Origin of the sequence: Pantoea sp. B9002, from assembly GCF_013385945.1 — a bacterium.
GTDB lineage: Bacteria > Pseudomonadota > Gammaproteobacteria > Enterobacterales > Enterobacteriaceae > Pantoea.
The window spans coordinates 61,646-83,099 of sequence record NZ_JACAPA010000047.1 but is presented as its reverse complement, the minus strand read 5'-3'; the positions used below and the strand labels follow the sequence as shown (position 1 = coordinate 83,099).

The 21,454-nt window shown below is 52.5% G+C and carries 14 protein-coding genes; 7 read left to right on the top strand and 7 right to left on the bottom strand.

Annotated elements, in window-relative coordinates; genetic code table 11:
• The first annotated feature begins 105 nt into the window (after positions 1-105).
• Together HX773_RS20995 and HX773_RS26015 are read left to right on the top strand one after the other, a co-directional pair.
• Positions 106-990 carry a LysR family transcriptional regulator gene (locus HX773_RS20995; protein ID WP_176973155.1) on the top strand — a complete coding sequence of 295 codons (885 nt, stop codon included), beginning with the start codon at positions 106-108 and terminating at the stop codon, positions 988-990.
• A gap of 900 nt (positions 991-1,890) precedes the next feature.
• On the top strand, positions 1,891-2,559 hold the full coding sequence (locus tag HX773_RS26015) for a glycosyltransferase (RefSeq protein WP_370463629.1): 669 nt from the start codon (positions 1,891-1,893) through the stop codon (positions 2,557-2,559).
• Positions 2,560-2,664: 105 nt separating this feature from the next.
• Here HX773_RS26015 and HX773_RS20985 read toward each other — a convergent pair whose 3' ends face one another.
• The 6 genes from HX773_RS20985 to HX773_RS20960 all read right to left on the bottom strand — a co-directional run bounded on the left by HX773_RS20985 (position 2,665) and on the right by HX773_RS20960 (position 11,734).
• A complete protein-coding gene (locus HX773_RS20985) occupies positions 2,665-5,841 on the bottom strand; it encodes an autotransporter domain-containing protein (protein WP_176973196.1) in 3,177 nt (1,058 codons plus the stop codon).
• Positions 5,842-6,148: 307 nt separating this feature from the next.
• Entirely contained in the window at positions 6,149-7,129 is a 981-nt protein-coding gene (locus HX773_RS20980; RefSeq protein ID WP_255433281.1) for a fimbrial protein, read from the bottom strand.
• A 76-nt stretch (positions 7,130-7,205) separates the two neighbouring features.
• The gene (locus HX773_RS20975) at positions 7,206-9,698 is read right to left on the bottom strand and encodes a fimbria/pilus outer membrane usher protein (protein ID WP_370463628.1); all 2,493 of its coding nucleotides are present in this window, start codon (positions 9,696-9,698) and stop codon (positions 7,206-7,208) included.
• A gap of 43 nt (positions 9,699-9,741) precedes the next feature.
• Entirely contained in the window at positions 9,742-10,419 is a 678-nt protein-coding gene (locus HX773_RS20970; RefSeq protein WP_176973153.1) for a molecular chaperone, read from the bottom strand.
• A gap of 60 nt (positions 10,420-10,479) precedes the next feature.
• Entirely contained in the window at positions 10,480-11,034 is a 555-nt protein-coding gene (locus HX773_RS20965) for a fimbrial protein (protein WP_176973152.1), read from the bottom strand.
• A gap of 118 nt (positions 11,035-11,152) precedes the next feature.
• On the bottom strand, positions 11,153-11,734 hold the full coding sequence (locus HX773_RS20960; protein ID WP_176973151.1) for a hypothetical protein: 582 nt from the start codon (positions 11,732-11,734) through the stop codon (positions 11,153-11,155).
• Between the two features lie 1,282 nt (positions 11,735-13,016).
• Here HX773_RS20960 and HX773_RS20955 point away from each other — a divergent pair.
• The 3 genes from HX773_RS20955 to HX773_RS20945 all read left to right on the top strand — a co-directional run bounded on the left by HX773_RS20955 (position 13,017) and on the right by HX773_RS20945 (position 18,099).
• Entirely contained in the window at positions 13,017-14,717 is a 1,701-nt protein-coding gene (locus HX773_RS20955; protein ID WP_176973150.1) for an ABC-F family ATP-binding cassette domain-containing protein, read from the top strand.
• A 275-nt stretch (positions 14,718-14,992) separates the two neighbouring features.
• On the top strand, positions 14,993-16,165 hold the full coding sequence (locus HX773_RS20950; protein WP_176973149.1) for an efflux RND transporter periplasmic adaptor subunit: 1,173 nt from the start codon (positions 14,993-14,995) through the stop codon (positions 16,163-16,165).
• Positions 16,162-18,099, top strand: coding sequence for a MacB family efflux pump subunit (locus tag HX773_RS20945; protein ID WP_176973148.1), 1,938 nt, complete (start codon positions 16,162-16,164; stop codon positions 18,097-18,099). The genes HX773_RS20950 and HX773_RS20945 overlap by 4 nt, the downstream gene beginning before the upstream one ends.
• Before the next feature lie 119 nt (positions 18,100-18,218).
• On the opposite strand, the gene HX773_RS20940 is transcribed toward HX773_RS20945, so the two are convergent.
• A complete protein-coding gene (locus tag HX773_RS20940) occupies positions 18,219-19,046 on the bottom strand; it encodes a MurR/RpiR family transcriptional regulator (protein WP_176973147.1) in 828 nt (275 codons plus the stop codon).
• Between the two features lie 154 nt (positions 19,047-19,200).
• Between HX773_RS20940 and HX773_RS20935 the strand changes: the two genes are divergently transcribed.
• A complete protein-coding gene (locus HX773_RS20935) occupies positions 19,201-20,760 on the top strand; it encodes a maltose/glucose-specific PTS transporter subunit IIC (RefSeq protein WP_176973146.1) in 1,560 nt (519 codons plus the stop codon).
• Positions 20,757-21,452 carry an N-acetylmannosamine-6-phosphate 2-epimerase gene (locus HX773_RS20930; protein ID WP_176973145.1) on the top strand — a complete coding sequence of 232 codons (696 nt, stop codon included), beginning with the start codon at positions 20,757-20,759 and terminating at the stop codon, positions 21,450-21,452. The genes HX773_RS20935 and HX773_RS20930 overlap by 4 nt, the downstream gene beginning before the upstream one ends.
• Positions 21,453-21,454 lie beyond the last annotated feature (2 nt).

Below are 21,454 nucleotides of genomic sequence, written 5' to 3'. Positions count from 1 at the left end.
ATGTGCATATTGTAATTAGCAGCATGTGTTCTGATTAGAGGGGAATATTTGCTAAGATTAATATCAAATTGTTTTAAATAACGATGTAGTCATGAGGGCGGGCTGATGGCAAAAAGGGAAAACTACAACGATCTCTACCTGTTCATGCTGGTGGTGCGCGAAGGGAGTTTTACTGCTGCGGCGAAACGCCTTGGCCTGGCACAATCTGGTATCAGTCGTTCAGTGCGTGAACTTGAAGAAAGACTGGGCGTTCAACTCATTGTTCGCACCACGCGCAGATTATCGCTTACCCATGCCGGTGAGCAGCTCTATCAAACCGTTGAGTCAGGATTCGATGCTTTAGATATGGGGCTCGCCACGCTGGCTCACTATCGTCAGACCCCATCCGGTACGGTACGCATCAATGCCAGCCAGCACGCGATTGATAAAGTACTCCTGCCAAAACTTGCGGTATTCAAACAACGCTACCCCGATATCAGACTGGAACTTATCAGTGAAAGCCGGTTTGTGGATATTATTGCGGAGAGATTCGATGCGGGTATACGTCTGGGGCCGGAAGTTGGCAGCGGCATGATCGCTGTACGCATTTCGCCCGAAATGGAGATGGCTGTTGTCGGTACGCCAGAACACTTTCGTCGCTACGGCTTCCCGCAGGTCCCCGCAGATTTGGCCGTTCATCCCTGCATCGCTTATCAGTTTGGCGATGGCAGCCTTTATGCCTGGGAACTTCATCAGGATGGCAAAAAAATCACCCATCGGCCGCAGGGCCAATGGGTTTTTGCTGACAGCTATATGGAAGCGAAAGCCGCCACTCTGGGACTCGGGCTGGCTTATGTTCCGGAAGAGCTGGTTTCTGAGGATCTGGAACAAGGAAAGCTGATCAGGGTTCTGCAACGTCACAGCCAACGTCTGGAAGCTTCATTTCTCTATTATCCGCATCGCAATGTGTCGCCCGCTTTGCGCGCGGTTATTGATACATTGAGAATTTAAAATATTTTCAATGGAAAAAATGTATACCCGCTACTGTCATCATCTCTCTCATTCACCCGCTGTTAATTTAACCTGAAGTAAATAAAGGCTTCTTAGCAACCTGAAATTTTAATTTGCACTGGTACTCTCTCTCCCGACGTTTTCCGGAAATCTATTAAACACCAGCAAATATACGTATTTTGCCTGTTTGCACGTGCATAATTGGACATGACGGGAAGCGGTTGCAAATGGCAGATTCTGCGCTGGTATTAACAGCCTGAGTAATCAGGACGAATTCAGGCCTTATCTGAAAAACCATAACCTCATATAAAGCCAAATACTTTTTATATCCTCGTAATGACAAGGATACTTAAATTAATCCTGTTAATTTATGCACTCGCCAGCAGGGGTAAGAATGAAGATTATCGTGGGCGGTAACGGCTACCCGGAAAAGAGAAACATCATTACAGACCCTTCAAATCGCTATCTGGATTACCGTCCGAGAAATATCTGGACCTGGATCAACGTTATAAGGCAGCGCTTGCTGCACAAAAATAAACTCTTTATTTTTCGACCCCTGCCCCTAATGTCTTCAGTTAAAGCGGACATTATCCATCTTTTTAACGAAGTCTCTTCGGGGTCAGGCGACTGGGTGGCGACCTTTGAAACCGAACTACCCCGTGTTCTACCGTTGAGGGAATACCCAAATTTGCCAACCCCGAGCTGGCGCGGGAACTCCGGTACATCTGCTCTCCGCGCTGCAAAAGCATCATCGCTATCTCAGAAGCCACACGGCAGATCCAACTGCGGCTGCTGGAACATTTCCCCAGAGAGCAGGCCATCATCGGGCCCAAACTACACGTACTGCATCCCCCGCAGCCGGTACTGCAGGAAAAAAATGCTGTGGTTAAGGAAGGACCGGTGACTTTCACCTTCGTGGGTAATGAGTTTTATCGCAAGGGAGGTGCAGAAATTGTGCTGGCCTTTAGCCAGCTATTAAGGGAAAACGTGATAAGCAGCAATGACGTGCGCGTGAATTTGGTTGGGGATCTGCGCAGGACGCATAATGTGGCCCACCAGGAATTCCAGGACGATGCCGCTTTTCGGGTAAGCGTGGAGGGCATGCTGCGTGAATGCCCGATATTCCGTCACCATACGTCGCTAACCAACGACGCGGTGCTGGCGTTAATTAAGACTTCTGATGTCGGGCTGCTACCAACATGGCAGGAGACGTACGGCTTTTCCGTTCTGGAAATGCAGGCCTGCGGCTGCCCGGTTATCACCACCAATGTCCGAGCTTTGCCGGAAATCAATCCAGAAAATGCAGGCTGGCTGATCCGCTGCCCCCTGAATCCGATGTTAGAGCTCACGGTAGCATCAGTGAGTGACAAAACCCTTTTGAGAAGTGCCATCGTATCTCAGCTGAAAACCTACATATTGCAAATCATCAGCGACAGCAAAATCGTATCAGAGCGCGCTAAAAATTCATTAGCGCGAATATGTCTGGAGCACGATCCAATGTTGTTCAGAGAGCGACTCAATAGGATATATATGGGTTTTAAGACCGACAAAAATAAAACGTTTTTCTAATCGGGTGCAGTCCATATTGCTAATAGCGGGTGAACTGCTCCCTTTTATTCAACTCAGAGTACTTTCAGTTTTCCACATTTTTTGGCACGCCCTGCATGACAAAAATCAAAAACCAATATTCACGCGAATCATAATCATCTGCGAGCGGCTGCCCGCGCCATCCAGGCCGAGCGTGCCCTGATAAGCAATGCCGGGGGTGATAGCGTGCGGCAGTAAGAAGTCCAGCCCCATGCCGAGCACCAGATTTTCCCGGCTTTCGCTGGTGAGATCCATCGTCCAACTATCGTTGCCAACATCGGCATATCCGACGCGTGCGCGACCTTGATCACTGAACGTCTGCGCATACTCCAGGCGACTCTGCCAGCGCAGCGTGGACCAGGTTAACGGCACCGCATACTGCGTACGCAAGCCCGCCGTACCGGTGAACTGACTCAGCGTTTGTGCAGCGAAAGCGAGATTGTAAATGTCAGCGTTCTGCTCGGTATACGCATCCAGCCAGGTACGTGACAGTTGAGCTCGTGCATAGGGTGAAATCAGTAAAGCGGCAAGGCGATAATCATAGCCGGAGGTCACCGCGCTAAACATTTGATAACCGCCGCGACTGGAGCGCGCCATGCCTTCGGTATCGCCGACGTAGCGGCGGCCGTCGTAGTCGAGGCGGCTGTAACCCAGTAGGCCATCAATAAACCATTCAGCGGGATGATAGCTGGCGTAAATCGCGGAGCTGATGGAACGTCCGTTACTGCGCGAGCCGTTGTTACCGACATCGCTCACATCACGACCAAACCCCATCCCCATACCCGCAGTGAAGCTCGGCGTGAAGCGATAATCCGCACCGGTACTGACGCCCACCAAAGTATGACTGAAACTCACGCCACCCTCTCGCGCATGACCAAAATCCACGTAGCCGCCGGTCCAGGTATTTATGCGGGTTGGCGCGTTAGCATGCGATTGTGCGTCCGATGACTTGCCGGCGAGCTGGGGCAACGCTGGGAGCCTACCGTTACGTTCCCACGCGTTGTTCCACACTGCATCATCTCGCACGCCATGCTCGGTTTTACTGGTTGGCATATTAAAGCGAATACCGTTCATATCGCTGCGCGCGCTGGCGTCATCATGCAAACGTTCCAGACGGTCATTGAAATTACTGATTTGCGCGCGGGCGAAATTCTGCGCCGACTGCAACTGCGCGCTGATCATGCCAATTACGTCAGGGTTTTGCGCCGGATTTGGTCGTCCGGCGATGGTGATGGTCACCGTCGCCGCTGCGGATGGCGTGCTGCCGTTGAACAACACATAGCGCAAGGCGACGGAACCGCTGGCCTGCGGCGCAGCCTGGAAAATCAGCTGATAATCGTTGTCATTGGCACTGATGGACGCGCTGCCCAAAGCGCTGTCGGGTTGAGCCAATAAACGTGCTGCGCTAAACGGGCCGCCACGAGCATTCTCGGTTAGGCTGACGCGCACTGCACCACCTGCGACCACGCTGGTTGTGTGATCAACGCCAACCGGCTGTGCCGCACTCACCTTCAGCGTATATGCCGCCTGACCGGTTGCGCCGTTGGCATCGGTGGCGATGAGCGTGAATGCGGCATCGCTAACTGTGTCTGGCGTGCCGCTCAGGCCGCCGTTAGTAAATACCATTCCGGCAGGAATCGCTCCCTGTATGCGATAACTGTATGGCGCAACGCCGCCGGTGGCGCTGAAGTTTTGTGCGTAGGCGTTACCCACCACAGCCTGCGGTAAAGCCCCCGCAGCTGGCGTAAACGACAGCACCGCCGCTGTCACATTCAGTGTTACCGTTGCCTGCGTGGTGCCGAAGCTGTTACTGGCGCTGTAAATCAATCTATCGCTGCCGGAAAAACCGGCCGCCGGCTTGTAAAGGATACGACTATTCAAAACGCGCGCGCTGCCGTGCAAAGGTTGCTGCAAGATGTTGATGGTGGTTGCTGCGCCGCCGGACATCAGCAGCTCAATGCTATTTTCGCCGCTGTTGGCAACGACATTGGATGTCACCGTGTTAGCAACTGGTGGTTGTCCGGTGAGCGCCACATTCAGCGTATAAGACTGATGTGCGCTGCTGTTCGTGATGGTATCCGTTACGATCACACTGAAGCTGAAACTCCCGGCATTCGCAGGCATACCCGACAACACGCCAGCGGGCGACAGCGTTAAACCGGGAGAGAGGCCGCTCATGCTGAAGCTGTAATTGCCCGAGCCGCCGCTGGCGCTAAACGTTTGGCTGTAAGGCGTGTTGAGGGTGGCTGCTGGCAATGAGCCTGGTGCGATGGCGAGCGTGGGGGGGCTGACCGTCACACTCATAGTGCCGGTGGCGGAAGAACCGGCACTATTGCTGGAGGTGTAAGTGAAGCTGTCGTTGCCGACGTAATTGGCGGCGGGTGTGTAAGTCACGTGGCTGACATCAACGACAGAAAGCGTGCCGTGTGCCGGTGAAGTACTTATTGTCAGGCTATTTGGCGTCCCGCCTGTGATCGGCAAGTTGATGGGGTTGTTGATGCTGTTAAATGCCACGTTCAGGCTGCTGGAACCGGCAATCGGGGTAGGTTCAAGGCGTTCTACCTGCACGAGATAGTTTGCGGAACTGGTGCCATCTTCAGCGGTGACCACAACGTTAATACTGTTCGTGCCAACGACCAGCGGCACACTATAACCGCTGCCAGAATTGAGGCTGATGCCATTGACGCGCACGTGGGCAGCTAGGTTGCTGGTGGTCGGCGTCACTGTTATTGATGTCACACCATTAGCAACGCGGGTGCTGTAGCTGGTAATGCCGGAGGAAAAGCCGGGTGTCAACGTGCCTTCTGACAGCGAGAGGCTGCTCAATGTTGCATCAGAAGATACGATAGCAGCTGCGGAGCAGGAGATGATTATATCATTGATATAACTATTGTTATTGTTAACTGCAAGGAACAACCCGGTGCTTGTGATTTGAGAGGCGCTGGCATCCAGGGTATAGGCTCCTGCGCTTCCGGTGAACGTTCTGTATTCTGAATAGAGCGCAAAGCTTGATGAACGCATAATCACCGAGTCTGAATTTGTTTGATTCGTTTTAGGATCGAGTCCGTTATCGGTGAGCGTGATGTGGACACTCTCTCCTGCTTCAAAAGCAGAAGCAGCATAGCTGCGAGAAAAGGTGGCTGGATTGATCATGTTCAACGCGGAACACGCGGCTGAAAGAGCATAAGCTGATGAACCTGGCAGTAGCGTTAACAGCAAAATGGCACTGAGGAAGCAGGCGAAGCGGCCGCTCCTGATTGGCATACGTAACATGATTATCCCTGAGGTCGCGTGACGCATCACGTCGAAATCTATAATTTTATTTCAGGGATAATAGCGATAGGGATATAGCGGCAATCGAGTAAATAGCGAAGAAATAGTGGGTTAATCTGTTTCCAGTCAGATACCGTTGTTGCACAGCATCAGCGCTGTTGATGTTAATCACGCTAATTAGGCTGCTATCAGCCATAAGCTGTTGAGGTATATGAAGAGACAGCGAATTTTGTCTATCTCATGATTAAAAAAATTTAACTTGGTTACGTAATGAGCGCGCCATTATTAACATTATTGGTTAGTGATAGGTCATGGTAAAAGACGCCGTGGCGCTCAACGAGCCTGACCGTGCATTCGCTGAGGTCATATAATATGCGGCCTTGAAGGGAATATTGACGACCTCTCCTGGTGAGGTCGTCGTGCCGTATTTAATTAGCTTACCGAACTGAACGGGCACATCATTGTACTTCAGCTGAATGCCCAAACCTTTTGCTGTCGAGCTGCTGTTTAACCCCAATACTCCGTTGGCAGGATCGGCAAGCGGGCTGACGTTATCCAGCGTCACATTTACTGCGGTCTGTTCACTACAAATAAGCGGTATGGAAAACGTTACCGGATTTTGGATGCTGCCTACGCCGTTAAACTTCGGCATCAGCGCAATTCCCATATTAATATTCAAATTACTATCGCCGATCTGACAGGATGCGGTGCTGATATTGATTGGCGAAAATATATATTTATAAAGCGGCAGGCGAGTAATGTTATTACTGACCGGCGTACTGTATTCCATATTTAGCGTCAGCGCGGGTATTGAGCCCGTCGCCGGGGTGGTACTCGTTTTGATCAGCTCAAAGGTATCCGTGAACGTTGATACGCCATTCTGGAGGATCCCTCGCCTCCAGCTCGCGTTATTGAGGCTCATTCTGGAGACAAACTCGCTGGTTCCCGTGGTACTGGAAAAGTTCTTCCACCGGATGCCAATGCCTTGGACCTCCGTTGCCCGTACGTTAGCCAGCGGCGAGGTGCCATAATCCGCATTCGTCCCCGAAAGCTGAATAAACCATGAGCCATCGTATCCAATTACCTGACCCTCAGGGTCACATTGCATGGCATTACTCGTGGTTATCGTTGCTAATACCGTCCCAACGGGCGCATCCCGCTGAACGATAATATTGTTATCAAAGTTGACCGCTACGTCATTTGCAGAACACAGCGCAAAAGCATTCAGTGAGATAGCGCTACACATAGCAGCCGTCGAGATTATAAATACGGTGGACATCATATGTTCCTTCATTTAAGCAAGGCGTAGGCCTTCTCTCGCAAGAGTAATAATGCGAATCAACGCAATGAGAAATTTAACGACATACTGCAGTGGTACGTTGAATTTTACCCGGTAACGCGTTTAAGGTTATTTTGGCGCGGCAGGTTTTCGCGCCCCACTGTACCGTAATGCCGTCACCGTCGTTCAGGCCGCTCATATAAACCTCGCCGTCACTTCCCACAATGCTCATCGCATCGCTTTCGTTGAGTTTTGCCGTCGCGCCAAAAGGTACAGGCGAATTCTGATACATTAGCGTTATTAGGGCCCGCCGCCCCGTTCGCGTATTGAACGTAGCGCGCACCACCGCGCCGCGCGTAGGCACAACGTTGATCACAGACTCGGCAACATCCACGTCCGCCCCCAGCGAACCGGTGTCTATTGCAATGCGGTTTTCCTGATAGGCACTGGCATAAGGCACCACAGCGTATCCGCGCGAGTCCGTTTTAACGCCGGGGTTATTGCGCACCCTCACGCCGGATGCGCCCTGCGCCTCCAGCAGCACTATGGTATCTCCTAGCGGCTGAGAGAACGTCACGCCATGCTCATGGCCGATAATCCCCCCCTGTAGGCCGAAATTCAGCTGGCTATTCTGTTGGCTTTGGTTGTAGCCCGCGCTCACGGTGCCGTGCCCGCCCTTGTAGGTTCCACTCAGTGAGCTTCTTGATTCATCGCCCGACGAGGTATAGCCCTGCTGGACCATGTAGCTCAGGTTATTATCGTCGAGCGCGGTGCCGCTCAGCCCCACCTGATGGGTTTCAGGACCGTTTTTTTGCATATTCACGCTGTAGCTGGCCCAGCTTTGCGATAGCCATTTGCTCAGCGGTACCTGCAGGCTAAAGGCTACAATCTGGTCCTTTCGGTCTTTACCTGGCGTTTCGCTGTAGGTGTAGCCGAGCGAATAATTGATATCGCTGATACTGGTGTTAAAGCCGGTGCTGACGTTGCGTTCATAGCCCCGCTTGCTCCAGTAGTCCTGCTGGTAAGCCGCAATATAAAAATTTCCCCAACTTTGCAGCGACTGGCTAAGGTTGAGCTGCAGTCGGCTTCGCTTGTTGTAGCGCTGGCTGCTGAATTCATTCACCTCCTGGAAGGTATAAAACCCTTCCGTAGAGTAGCGATAGCTGGCGAGCGTCACGGTAGTATCGGTCGCAGCCACCGTTTTCGAATACTGCACGCGATAGGACTGCCCCCGGCTGCGACGGTTTTTCTCATCAACAAGTTGGCTCTCGGCAGCGGTAATGTCTGCCGAGAGCGAGCCTATATCGCCAAAACTGAGGCCGGTACCGAAGACACCTGACGCATAGTTGCTTGCCGCCAGGACGCCGCCGTACAGCGTGAGATTATTGGAGAGGCCATAGGCCAGCGTGCCCAGGCCAAATGAAGGCGTTAGCGCGCCATTCTTTGTGGTTCGGTATTCACCTACGCTCAGCGCATACTTTATGCGCCCTTCCCGCAGCATGACGGGAACCGCAGAGAAAGGCTGCACAAAATGCTGGACGCTGCCGTCGGCTTCGGTGACGACAATTTCCAGATCGCCGCTCGCCGACGTGGGATAGAGATCGCGAATTTCAAAGCTGCCGGGCGCCACGTAGGTTTGATAAACCGTGTAACCGTTTTGCTTCACGGTAACCGTGGCGTTGGTGCGAGCGATCCCTCGAATGATAGGGGCGAAACCGCGCATGCTCTCCGGCAGCATGGTGTCATCGGAAAAAATCTGCGTGCCGCGAAACATCACGCTGTCAAACACGTCACCGGGGGTGCTGGTTTCACCCACCTGAAACTGCCCTCTTAAAAACTGGACATCGCGGCTCAGGGTGGTATTCAGCGACGAAAACGACTGCTTTCCGTTGTTCTTCGTCGCGGTGCTGTAGTTACGCAGGCGCCATGGTCCCACGTTAATACCGCTTTGCAGGTTGGTGTAAAGCTGCTCCTGCGTCTCACCGTACCGGCTCCAGTTGCGCGATCCGTTGATGCTGTAATTTACCAGCAGTGCAGAAATACCCTGGTTCCAGCGCGACGGGTCAACGGTGCCGCGCGCGCGCGCGTTTAGCGCCGATTGAGGGATAGAGATATCCAGTCTCTGCTTGTCAAAATCCAGCCGGGTGGTGGCATCCGGTATAAATGCACCGGGATCAGTAATAATAACTTCGGCCGGCAGCATGGCTAATTCAGGAAATGCCTTAACCCTGACGCCAAATGATTCCAGCACTCCACGATTAAGCTCGGGTGCCAGCCCAAACCCTTTTACAGATACGAAAGAGATATTTTCCGTTCGGATATAATTTTCATTAAGCCATATTTCCACCCTATAGGTTCCGGGTAACTGCTCTCCCCGCTCGAAGCGGCTCAGATCAATATCCTGGGATGTAGAGTGTGTTTTTTCAAGCGCATCGGCCATGAAATAAATATCGCCCGCGGCTGCAGGAAAAACGCCCGACAAAAAAAACGCTATCGTCGAGAGTCGACTTACGCAGTTAGGCCATGAGCCAGAGAAAAATGCATTTTGAGAAAAAGAAACAGTATTCACCTTGCTTACCTGCGCGATTAACTTAGCGTATTGTTAATATTTTTCATTTCAGCATCTGGCGCTTTTCTGTCGTTACTCCACCAAAATCATTTATGGCTCTCCAGGCTACTTGCTTTCCACTGCCGGTCACCGTTTCGGAACTAAAAGGTGATATCATTGGCGGCTGTGAAATAGATTTGTTACCAACTTTTAATGAATAAAGAGAAACGTAGAACGGTGTCGAATTGCTAATCACCAAGTGTTCACCACGTGGCTCAAACTTTAATTTTTTCCACGCATCATCTGCTACTTCTGATGCCAGTGATGCAGGCCGGTAGAAAAGCTTCATGCGTGTCTTAACGGCAATGAGCAGCCGATTCTCATCTGACCGGTTCATTGAAGGGATAGACTTAACGTTAAGCCAAAAAACTGATTCACGATTTTCAGGTAGCTTCTTTTCGCCGGTATAAATGACCCGCAGCGTATTTTCATGGCCAGCATCGAGACGAAAAAGCGGCGGCGTGACGATAAAAGGAACCTGATCCTTCACGTTTTCACTTAACTCAACCCATGACTGAATTAAATAGGGAACACCATCCTGAGTGTTACTCACAGGGAGTGAGGCTTCGTTTTCAGTCGCATTATAAATTAATCGCGTCCCGCCGACGGTTATGCTGGCCTGACTCGTTAAAGAGATCATGCAAGCGCCTGATAATAAAATCGCTCGAATAAGTTGATTCATTATACGTTTCCGACATTTCAGCAAGAGGCAATAGGGCGCACCTTAGGTACGCCCAGCGTATTACTGATAGGTAATGGTGAAATCTGACGTTGCGTTTGCTGTTCCCGCAACCACGGCAGCTTGGGTCGCCTTATATTTCGCCACAAAGGTCATTTTATTGCTGTTAGAGGGCTCTTCGCCTGCGCTGGTGTCAAGAGTGATGCTCTTAGACTGTGTAGCCAGCGGAATCGCGGTGATGCCATCCTCTTCATAAAACGCAACACCAACGCCTTTCGCCGTTTGACCGCTGTTCAGCGCAAGAATACTGGTGTCGGAATTGTCCGCATTACCATCAAAATTAATCGAGGCAGAGGTAACCGCGGCAGGGCAATTGTTTAACACAATGCTAAAGCGGGTTGCGGCAGCAACGGCCCCGGCCGCGTTAAACGAGCTTTTAGGGATTTTGCCGAGGTTGACAGTCTGATTAGCCGTATCAGTATCAATCGTACAGGCAGAATCCAGAATGGTCCCAGTAAAGTTGATCTTTCCATCGGCTGCGCTGGCGGCAAAAGTAATTCCAGAAACGGCTGCAGCCGCGACCATATTTCGAAAGACATTACTTAACTTCATTTGCATAGCTATTTATCCTCAGGATTAAAGGTACCTGCACAAAATAAACTTTTGCGCAGTAAGGGCGGAACAGGGCCGCTAGATCAAAGTTTTTCATTCAAGGCATTAATTGGGCGTTATTTATCTATGAGCACCTCAGGCTCTGCGATGATAAAAGTAAAATAAGCTGCTTCATTTCCAGACCGCTGCCTAACTCCAGACGATTTCGCAAATAGTAATTCTTATTAACCTCGCATTTATTTCTAATTCGATACTGGCGCGTCGATTTGTCATAAACCTTCAGGAGAAAGTTCAAATGTTCGTTCGACAGTCGCGTCGATAGCCTCTGATACAACACGTCTTTTAATACGCATGAATTTTCCGCCGTCCGGAATTTAGAGGCGCGCTCGCACAATTGCTTAAGATCTTTAAGCGTGGTGACAAGTCGAAATGATTTTAAGAAAACGTTATCTGCATTATCTTCTGGCGCAATAAAATAGGTTAGAGATAACAACCCCCTTTCCTCAAGCCGATAATAGATCCACCGAATATTCTCGCTACTTTCTCCTATTGTATCGATAAGAATGTAGGACTTACCCAGGATGGTCGCACTTACTAAAAACTCCAGGCGATTGTCGAAATAAAATACTTTTCCATTGGCTAAGGTTAATGAAGTAACTGCCTGCTTTATGGCAAAGTTTCGTGAAAAAACCAATAGCGCCGTCAAAATTTATTCCTTATAAATTTATCATCGTCATTGTGAAGAAGGTCTGAAAACATATATGCGTTCTAAAGAATCGCAGTCGATTTTGTACGCTTTCCCATACATTCTTATAAAAGGGTATCGTTCAAATCCCACGGTATTAAACGCGTGCTGGATTTTCTTCATCATCGACAATAAATAGGATTTCGAGCACCGTAGTCCATAATCTTCAAAAACGTGCATGATGATGTCATTATCGAAGACAATTTCGTTATCCATCCCCGCGAGGAGATATTCGAATAGTCTCGCTTTCGTCTTACCGAATCTTTTAATACGTCCATTCTTGGTGTTGATAAGCGTTCTTGTTAAAAGCCGATACTCAAGATGATTGAAAATCGTGTATCCATACAAAAGCTCGTCAGAGACAAAAGGCACAAAGACTCCTTAGAAGTTTATCGTTCCCATTTCCATGTCGGCGCCTTCTCCATTCGAAAGTTTTAGTGTTCATCTGATGCAATGAAATGTTATTAAAATGGGGAAAATGTGACAATGGGACTAATTTATTAAAGTAAATAACTACCAAACATGGATCAAGCAACATAAAAATCTACTTAATGATATTTTTTTAGTTTAAAAATTTAAATGTTGCTTTTTTGTTTCTATCACCCTCACCATAAAACAAAAAATTCACAAAAATATATTTAGCTAATTTTGACCTGAAAATAGCAAAAAGAGCTGAAAAAAATAAACATCATTTTATAATCAATTAGTTACAAAGGTAGCTTAGCCCTATTAAACCTAGCCTTAATAAGGTCATTTTAGGATTTTTCATGACATTTTTTACGATTTTTCCGAACCAAAACTGACAAATATTGAGCATTCCTTACATTCATAGCTTTTGGCACATTCAAAAAGCAAAAAAGCGAGTAAAAGCAATAAACTGGATAACATCACTTCCCAGCTCAATAATCTCAATACAAATCAACAATCCTGCCCGGTACGTCATAGCGATTGCCGCCACACTGCTGGCATTTTTCACTGGAAAATTCACATTTCCGTTACTATCATCAGCTCACTTATTCACCCATTGATAACTAAGGAGGATTACTATGCCATCGTGTGAACTGTTTATTTACTCACACTTCTATAGTAATTGGCCGCGTTCAGGCATTTCCGCACTCGTGCTGCGATAATCCGTCCTGAGCGAAGTTAACTGAAAATCTAATCCCTTCCTCCGGCTTACCGGGTTGTCGTCAGCGATTTCTGACGACGGGCCTTTTTGCGCCTGCAACTTATGAGTAAGCACATGAGCACTTTACTGTCCGCCCACGCTGTCGGCTTCGATAACGCCTTCGGCTCGCTGTTTCACGATATCCATTTCAGCCTGAAAAAAGGCGATCGCATCGGTTTGCTGGGTGATAACGGCACCGGCAAAAGCACCTTATTGAAAATTCTCAGTGGTGAACTGGAAGCCAGCCACGGAAGCGTTACGCCGGCTAATCACTGTTTACTGGCGCGCATCGAGCAGCATCTGCCAGCTGAACTGCACAACGCGTCGCTGCTGGATGGCGTGATGGCGCGCTTGCCGGAACAAGGTGATCGCTGGCGCGCCGAAGCGCTGCTGGGCAGCCTGGGTTTCACCGCTGAGCAACAAGTGCAAATCGCCGCAACGCTAAGCGGCGGTCAGCATATGCGTCTGCTACTGGCGCGCGCAATGATCCTGCAACCGGATCTGCTGCTGCTCGATGAACCCAGCAACCATCTCGATCTGCCGACGCTGCTGTGGCTGGAGAATTTCCTCAACGGCTGGAGCGGCAGCTTCGTGCTGGTTTCCCACGACAGCACCTTGTTGGATCGGGTGACCAACTGCAGCTGGATTCTGCGCGATCGCGGTCTGCAATTCTTCCGTCTGCCCTGCAGCGCGGCGCGTCAGGCGCTAATCGAGCAGGATGACGCTGACGCTCAGCGTTATCAGGCCGAGCAGAAAGAGATCGAACGCGTCGAAAAAAGCGCCAAACGTCTGGCGATTTGGGGGCGCACCTACGATAACGAAGGTTTGTCGCGCAAGGCGCAGCAGATGGAGAAGCGCGCCGGCTGGTTGAAAGAGGCACAAACCACGCTGAGCGAAGGATCGCTGTGGCGGCTGCAACTGCAAGGTGAAGCGCTGGATGCCGATCGCGTGCTGGCGTTACCTGAGATGTCGATTCGTCCAGCCGATGACGCGCCTGCACTGTTTTCACTGCCGACGCTGCAGGTGAAAAGTGGCGATCGCGTGGCGATTGTTGGCCGCAACGGTTGCGGTAAGTCGTCGCTGCTGCGCCATTTGTGGCGTGAATCTCAGCAAGCAGATAGCGCGCTGTTTCATCCCCGCGCGCGCCTCGGTTATTACGATCAAAGTCTGCATCAGCTGCACGATGCGGAAACGCTAAGTGACGCGCTGGCGCATTTTGCTCCGCTCAGCGATGAGCAGCGCAAGATGGCGCTGATCGGTGCGGGTTTTCCGTATCTGCGTCATCAGCAGCTGATTGGATCACTCAGCGGCGGCGAGCGCTCGCGCTTGCTGTTTTTTGGGCTGACGCTGGCGCGCTATTCGCTGCTGCTGCTCGATGAACCCACCAACCATCTGGATATGGTGGGCAAAGAGGAGCTGGCAGAGGCGCTGAATCAGTTCGACGGCGCGGTGTTGCTGGTGTCGCACGATCGTCAGTTAATCGCCAACAGCTGCAACCGCTTCTGGCTGATTGAGGATCAGCGGCTCGGCGAGTGGCACGATTTTGACGCGGTGACCGAGCGCCTGCGTGCTGAGCAGGCGATAGCCAAGTCTGAGGTTGTTGCAGCTGCGGCGACGGAAAGAGCATTGGATGAAGATGCTTTGCTGCTGGCGTTGCTGGAGATGGAAAGCAAGCTGGATGAAGATCTGGCGCGCAAGCCGAAGCATCAGAAACCGGCGTTGCAAGCGCAGTGGCGTGAGGAGATTGCGAAGCTGAAAACCCAGCTCGATTTGTAGTGATACGGTCGCCATAAATGGCGTAATACCGATCAGTTAAGCGCCGTATTAAATCACCGCACATTCCGTAGCGGCGCGATTTATCGCGCAATGAATTGCGCCGCTACAATGTGTGCTCTCGGTAATTAGGGATTTTCATGTCGTAACTGGCGAGCATTACGCCATAAATGGCCACCCTACGCCAGTAAGTGCCGGGGCCTCAGATAAATCCGGCGAATTTTCTCCAGTTTGTCCCATTTAGTGATTATGATTCTCGCTTCATAAAAGGGACGCTTATGCTCAATATCTCGAAAAAGTGGCTATTCGCCACGCTTGCTGCGGTCATTTTCCTGCTGTTGATCTGGCATTACGCCGGTTCACGCAATAAACCCAACGCGGTGGTCACCGCTGAAGTGCGTCAGGGCAATATCGAAAACGTGATTGCTGCTACCGGCAAAATGGATGCGGTCGAACGCGTCAACGTCGGGGCCCAGGTTTCTGGTCAGGTGAAAAAGCTCTATATCAAAGCCGGCGATAACGTCAGGAAAGGCCAGCTGATCGCTGAAATTGACGATCAGCCGCAGCGCAGCGATTTGCGTAACGCGCAGGCGGCGCTGAGCGTGGCGCAGGCCGATCTGGAAACCCGCGAAGCTGCGCTGGTACGACAGCAAGCGCAATATCAGCGCTTGCAGCAGATGATCAAAACCAATGCGATCTCGCGTCAGGATTTTGATACCGCTGAACAAGACTGGCGCAGTGCACGCGCCGAGCTAACAGCGCAAAAAGCGCGCGTGATTCAGGCGCAGATTGAGGTGGATAAAAAGCAGCTCGATCTCGGCTATACCCGCATCATGGCGCCAATGGACGGCACGGTCATCGCCATCGTCACGAAGCAAGGTCAAACGGTGAATGCGGTACAAACCGCGCCGACCATCGCTAAGCTGGCGCAGCTCGGCACCATGACGATTAAAGTGCAGATCTCCGAAGCCGACATCAACAACGTGCAGCCGGGCCAGCAAGCCTGGTTCACCACCTTCTCTAATCCAGACAAGCGCTACAACGCCACCTTGCGTAGCCTCGAACTGGCGCCGGAATCGGTGATGAAAGATGACGCGCTGATGGGCAATAGCGAAAGCACAACGAGCAGCACCAACGCCGCGGTCTATTACAACGCGCTGCTGGATGTGCCAAACCCCGACAACGCGCTGCGCATCTCCATGACGGCGCAGGTCAACCTACTACGTGATTCCGCCAAAGAGGCATTGCTGGTGCCGGTGCAGGCGACGAAGAAAGACGCTGACGGCAAAACCTATGTGGAAATCCCCGATCAGGATAACCAGCCGGTGAAACGCATCATCACCACTGGCATTACTGACAGCGTTGATATTCAGGTGCTGAGCGGATTAAAAGTCGGCGAGAAAGTGATCCTTGCCACGCAGACGGCGGGCGCCGACAAGGTGGTGATGTGAATATCATCGAACTGAAAAACATTCAGCGCAGCTATGTTAACGGTTCGCAATCTCTGCATGTGCTGAAAGACATTAATCTGAGTATCGCCAGCGGTGAACTGGTGGCGATTATCGGGCCGTCCGGTTCAGGTAAATCGACGCTATTGAATATTCTCGGCTGCCTTGATGCGCCGGATAGCGGCGACTATTTGATTGGTGGTCAGAATACCGCCACGCTGTCGCCGGATGCATTGGCGAAAGTGCGCCGCGAACATATCGGCTTTATCTTCCAGCGCTATCATCTGATGCCGGATCTCAGCGCCTTGAGCAACGTCGAGATTCCGTCGATCTACGCCAATCTGCAGGGCAAAGCGCGGCTGCAGCGCGCGGCGGATCTGCTGGCGCGTTTAGGGTTGCAGGGCCGCGAACATCACAAACCGGGCGAGCTGTCCGGCGGACAGCAGCAGCGCGTCAGTATTGCGCGCGCGCTGATTAACGGTGCCGAGATCATTCTTGCCGATGAACCGACCGGCGCGCTGGATTCGCACTCCGGCGAAGAGGTGCTGCGTATCCTGCACGATCTCAATCGCGAAGGTCACACGGTGATCATCGTGACGCACGACATGAAAGTGGCGCAGCACGCCGATCGCATCATTGAGATTCAGGACGGCGAAATTGTTGCCGACAGCGGCCGCAAACAGGATGCAACGCGCGCGCAATATGCGCCCGCCGCGCGTAAAAGTCAGAGCAAACTGCGCGGATTTCTCGACCGCTTACGCGAATCGCTGCGCATGGCGCTGAATGCCATGAACGCGCATCGACTGCGTACCGCGCTGACCATGACCGGGATTATTTTTGGCATCGCGGCGGTGGTCACGGTGGTGGCGCTCGGCCAGGGCGCGCGGCAAAAAACGCTGGAGAGCATTTCCGGGCTCGGCACTAACGTGGTGTCGATCTATGCCGGCGGTGATTTTGTCGAGGATGAAGCGCATCCGGTGTTGACGCTGGTGATGGCGGATGCCGACGTGATTGGGCGTCAGCAGTTTGTTGCGGCGGTTAGCCCGGAGATGATCGCCAATCAGCCAATTCGCTATCTCTCCAACGCCTCCAAAACCTCGGTGTACGGCGTCGGTAAGGAGTATTTCCAGATTCAGGGCATTAAACTGCTGGAAGGCAGCAACTTCAGCGATGAACGTCACGCGCGTCAGGAGATCATCATTGATACCAACACGCGCAACAAACTGTTTGGCGAACACGGGGAAAGCCCAATTGGCAAGATGATCGTGCTGGGTTCGGTGCCGGTGCGCGTGATTGGCGTGGCGGATAATAACGATGGCATGTCGCCCAATCGCCTCAGCGTGTGGCTGCCGTGGAGCACCGTGATGTATCGCATCAGCGGCCAAACCGCGCTAACCAGCATCAGCATTAAGCTGAAGGACGATGTGGTGAGCGGCCCGGCGGTGGAATCGCTGACGCAGCTGCTGACCGCGCGTCACGGCAGCAAAGATTTCCTGGTCTTCAACCGCGACAAATACCGCAAAGCGATTGAGGATGCCGCCGCAACGCTAACGCTGTTGATTCTGCTGGTCGCCTCGATTGCGCTGATGATTGGCAGCATCGGCGTGATGAACATCATGCTAGTGTCGGTGACGGAGCGTACCCATGAAATCGGTGTGCGCATGGCGGTGGGCGCGCGACGCGGCGACATCATGCAGCAGTTTATGATCGAAGCGGTTTTAGTCTGTCTGGTGGGCGGATCGCTCGGCGTCGCGCTGGCGCTGGTGATTGGACCGATTATCAGCCTGCTGGCGGGCGGCATGATCACGGCGATCTTCTCGTGGCAGTCAGCGGGCGCGGCCTTTGCCTGCTCCACCATCATCGGCATGATTTTTGGTTACCTGCCCGCGCGCAAAGCAGCACGCATGGATCCGGTAGCGGCATTAGCCAGCGAATAACTGAAATACCGCTTAAATCTATTTACACTATTCCGTAGCGGCGCGATTTATCGCGCTCTTTAGGCCTTTTTACACTTGTAAAAACGCGCAATAAATTGCGCCGCTACGGATTTGCCGTTTTACATCAGCATCGGCAATGTCGCCGTTGCCGTTTGCTGGCTGGCCGCCAGATAACTGGCATCATGCGTCATCAACTCGTTAATCAGCACTTCCACCAGCAGCATCGCGCCCACTTTGCCGCTCAGCGCACCGGCGTTGAACGGGCCTTCCGGCCGCGCAGCCACCAGCAGCATATCGGCTAAACTGCCCATCGGGCTACGCAGCGTGTTGCTCAGCATCAGCACGCGCGCGTTTTGCTTCTTCGCCACCTTCACCACATGCATCACATCTTTGGTTGAGCCGGAAGCGGAGATGGCGATCACCAAATCGCCCTCTCTGAGCGTCGAGGCATTCATCGCCGCGCGATGCATATCACCAAACAGCTGCGCCGATTTACCTAAGCGCAACAGGCGATAGTGCAGATATTCACCGGTAATCGCGCTGGCCGCCACGCCGTAGATCTGGATGGTTTTAGCCTGATGCAGCGCTTCCACCGCCTGCTGTAACACTTCGCGGTTAATGAATTTTCCGGTATCCCGCAGCGCCTGCACCGTTTCCTCCACCAGCATGTCGATGTTGTCGCCGCTGGCGATGGCGGCGGGCTGATTGTGTTGCACATCCAGCGCCAGCGCCATTTTGAATTCGGTATAGCCTTTGCAGCCGAGATGACGACACAGCCGCGTGACGCTCGCTTCGCTGGTATCGGTTTCGCGCGCCAGTTCGGTGATGGTGAGATACAGCACTTTCTGCGGGTCGGTGAGGATGAAATCGCCCAGCTTTTGCAGCGTCGGACTGTAGCCCGGCAAGCCCTGGCGCAAGTGCAGCAAGATGTTTTCATTGTCCGTCATGGCGGCCTCTCTTCTTCACGACATTAATGGCGCACAGTGTGCAGCAGATTAGAGCATAAGTGAAAGCTATCACAATAATGATGGAAATTTTCATCTAATGAATTAGATTGTGGTAATAATTTTTACCACAACATCACTTCAGGGATAAAAATTTATGTCATCACTGTTCAGCGGTGCCTCTTCAGGAGGTTGGTTTGAAAAAGCCCAGCGTTTTGGTAAGTCGTTCATGTTACCGATCGCCGTGCTACCGGCGGCCGGTTTGCTGCTGGGCATTGGCGGCGCACTCTCCAATCCCAACACCGTCAAAGCCTATCCCTTCCTCGATGTCGCCTGGCTGCAAGGCGTGTTCACCATCATGGCGAGCGCCGGATCGGTGGTGTTCGCCAACCTCGCGGTGCTGTTTGCGGTTGGCGTAGCGGTAGGATTGGCCAAAAGCGACAAAGGCACCGCCGGATTGGCCTCGCTCTTGGCTTATCTGGTGATGAACGCCACCATCAATGCGCTGCTGACGCTAACCGGCGTGCTGGCGCAGGGCAACCTTAGCGCGGTGGGACAAGGTATGGCGCTTGGCATTCAGACTCTGGAAACCGGCGTATTTGGTGGCGTGGTGATCGGGCTAGTGACGGCCATGCTGCATAACCGCTACAACAAAATCGCCCTGCCGCAGTTCCTTGGCTTCTTCGGTGGCTCGCGCTTCGTGCCGATTATCAGCTCCTTCGTCGCCATTCTGGTGGGCGCAGCGATGACCATTGTCTGGCCGCATTTCCAGAAGCTGATTTTTGGCTTGGGCGGATTGGTAGACGCCACCGGCTATTTCGGCACCTTTATCTACGGCTTCGTGCTGCGCATGCTCGGCCCGTTCGGCCTGCATCACATCTTCTATCTGCCGTTCTGGACCACCGCACTCGGCGGCAGCGAAGTGATCAACGGACATCTGGTGGAAGGCACGCAGCGCATCTTCTTTGCCCAGCTTGCCGATCCCAACACGCAACAATTCTTCGTTGGCACCTCGCGCTTTATGTCAGGGCGCTTCATCACCATGATGTTTGGCCTGATCGGCGCGTGTCTGGCGATGTACCACACCGCGAAACCGGAAAACCGCAAACGCGTGGCCGGATTGCTGCTGTCGGCGGCGCTGACCTCTTTCCTTACCGGCATCACCGAACCGATTGAGTTCTCGTTCCTGTTTGTCGCGCCGGTGTTGTACGTCATCCACGCACTGTTCGATGGCTTGGCGTTCATGATCGCCCACATCCTGCACATCACCATTGGCCAAACCTTCTCCGGCGGCCTGATCGATTTCATTCTGTTCGGCATATTGCAGGGCGAAGCGAAAACCCATTGGTGGTATGTCCCGCTGGTTGGCGTGCCGTGGTTCCTGCTCTATTACTTTACTTTCCGCCTGCTGATCACCCGCTTCAATTTCAAAACGCCGGGGCGCGAAGACGCCAGCATAGAAACTGCGCCGATGACCGCCGAAGAACGTCCACTGCAGGTCATCGCGGCTTTAGGCGGCAAGCAGAACATCGCCGAACTGGATTGCTGCGCCACGCGTCTGCGCATCACGCTGATCGACAGCAGCAAGCTCGATGAAAACGCATTGAAAGCCACCGGCGCACGCGCCGTGATCCAACGTGGCAAAGGCGTGCAGGTGATTTATGGCCCGCACGTCACCATTATCAAAAATGAAGTTGAGGAGTTACTCGCGCTATGAAAGCACCGATGCTGGCCCAGATTCAGGGAAAACTGGTGGTCTCGTGTCAGGCTCTGGAAGATGAGCCGTTACACAGCCCGTTTATTATGTCGCGCATGGCGTTAGCGGCGATGGAAGGCGGAGCGGCGGCGATTCGCGCCAACAGCCTGATCGACGTGCAGCAGATTATGCAAACCGTGGATTTGCCGATTATCGCCATTATTAAACGCGACTATCCCGGCAGCGATGTGTATATCACCGCGACGCTGCGGGAAGTGGATGAGTTGATGGTGGCGAATCCGGCGATGATTGCGCTGGATGCCACGCTGCACACGCGTCCCGGCGATTTGCAATTGCCGGCATTGGTGGCGGCGATTCGCCAGCGCTATCCGCAACTGCTGCTGATGGCCGACATCGCCACGGTGGAAGAAGCGCGTCAGGCCTCGCAATTAGGTTTCGATTGTGTCGGCACTACGCTGCACGGTTATACCGCAGAGACGCAAGGCTGCTATTTGGCCGCTGATGATTGTCGCTTCCTGCGCGACGTATTGGCTGCGGTAAAAGTGCCGGTGATTGCCGAAGGGAATGTTGAAACGCCGGAAATGGCGGCGCATTGTCTGGCGCTGGGCGCACATGCGGTGGTGGTGGGCGGCGCGATAACGCGTCCACAGCAGATAACGCGCCGCTTTGTGAATGCGCTTAACTTGGAATAATA

Coding starts and splice junctions, on each gene's coding strand:
- HX773_RS20965 (WP_176973152.1), bottom strand. CDS start 11,034: ATGCAAATGAAGTTAAGTAATGTCTTTCGAAATATGGTCGCGGCTGCA.
- HX773_RS20930 (WP_176973145.1), top strand. CDS start 20,757: ATGAAAGCACCGATGCTGGCCCAGATTCAGGGAAAACTGGTGGTCTCG.
- HX773_RS20940 (WP_176973147.1), bottom strand. CDS start 19,046: ATGACGGACAATGAAAACATCTTGCTGCACTTGCGCCAGGGCTTGCCG.
- HX773_RS20955 (WP_176973150.1), top strand. CDS start 13,017: ATGAGCACTTTACTGTCCGCCCACGCTGTCGGCTTCGATAACGCCTTC.
- HX773_RS20970 (WP_176973153.1), bottom strand. CDS start 10,419: ATGAATCAACTTATTCGAGCGATTTTATTATCAGGCGCTTGCATGATC.
- HX773_RS20950 (WP_176973149.1), top strand. CDS start 14,993: ATGCTCAATATCTCGAAAAAGTGGCTATTCGCCACGCTTGCTGCGGTC.
- HX773_RS20995 (WP_176973155.1), top strand. CDS start 106: ATGGCAAAAAGGGAAAACTACAACGATCTCTACCTGTTCATGCTGGTG.
- HX773_RS20935 (WP_176973146.1), top strand. CDS start 19,201: ATGTCATCACTGTTCAGCGGTGCCTCTTCAGGAGGTTGGTTTGAAAAA.
- HX773_RS20980 (WP_255433281.1), bottom strand. CDS start 7,129: ATGTCCACCGTATTTATAATCTCGACGGCTGCTATGTGTAGCGCTATC.
- HX773_RS20985 (WP_176973196.1), bottom strand. CDS start 5,841: ATGCCAATCAGGAGCGGCCGCTTCGCCTGCTTCCTCAGTGCCATTTTG.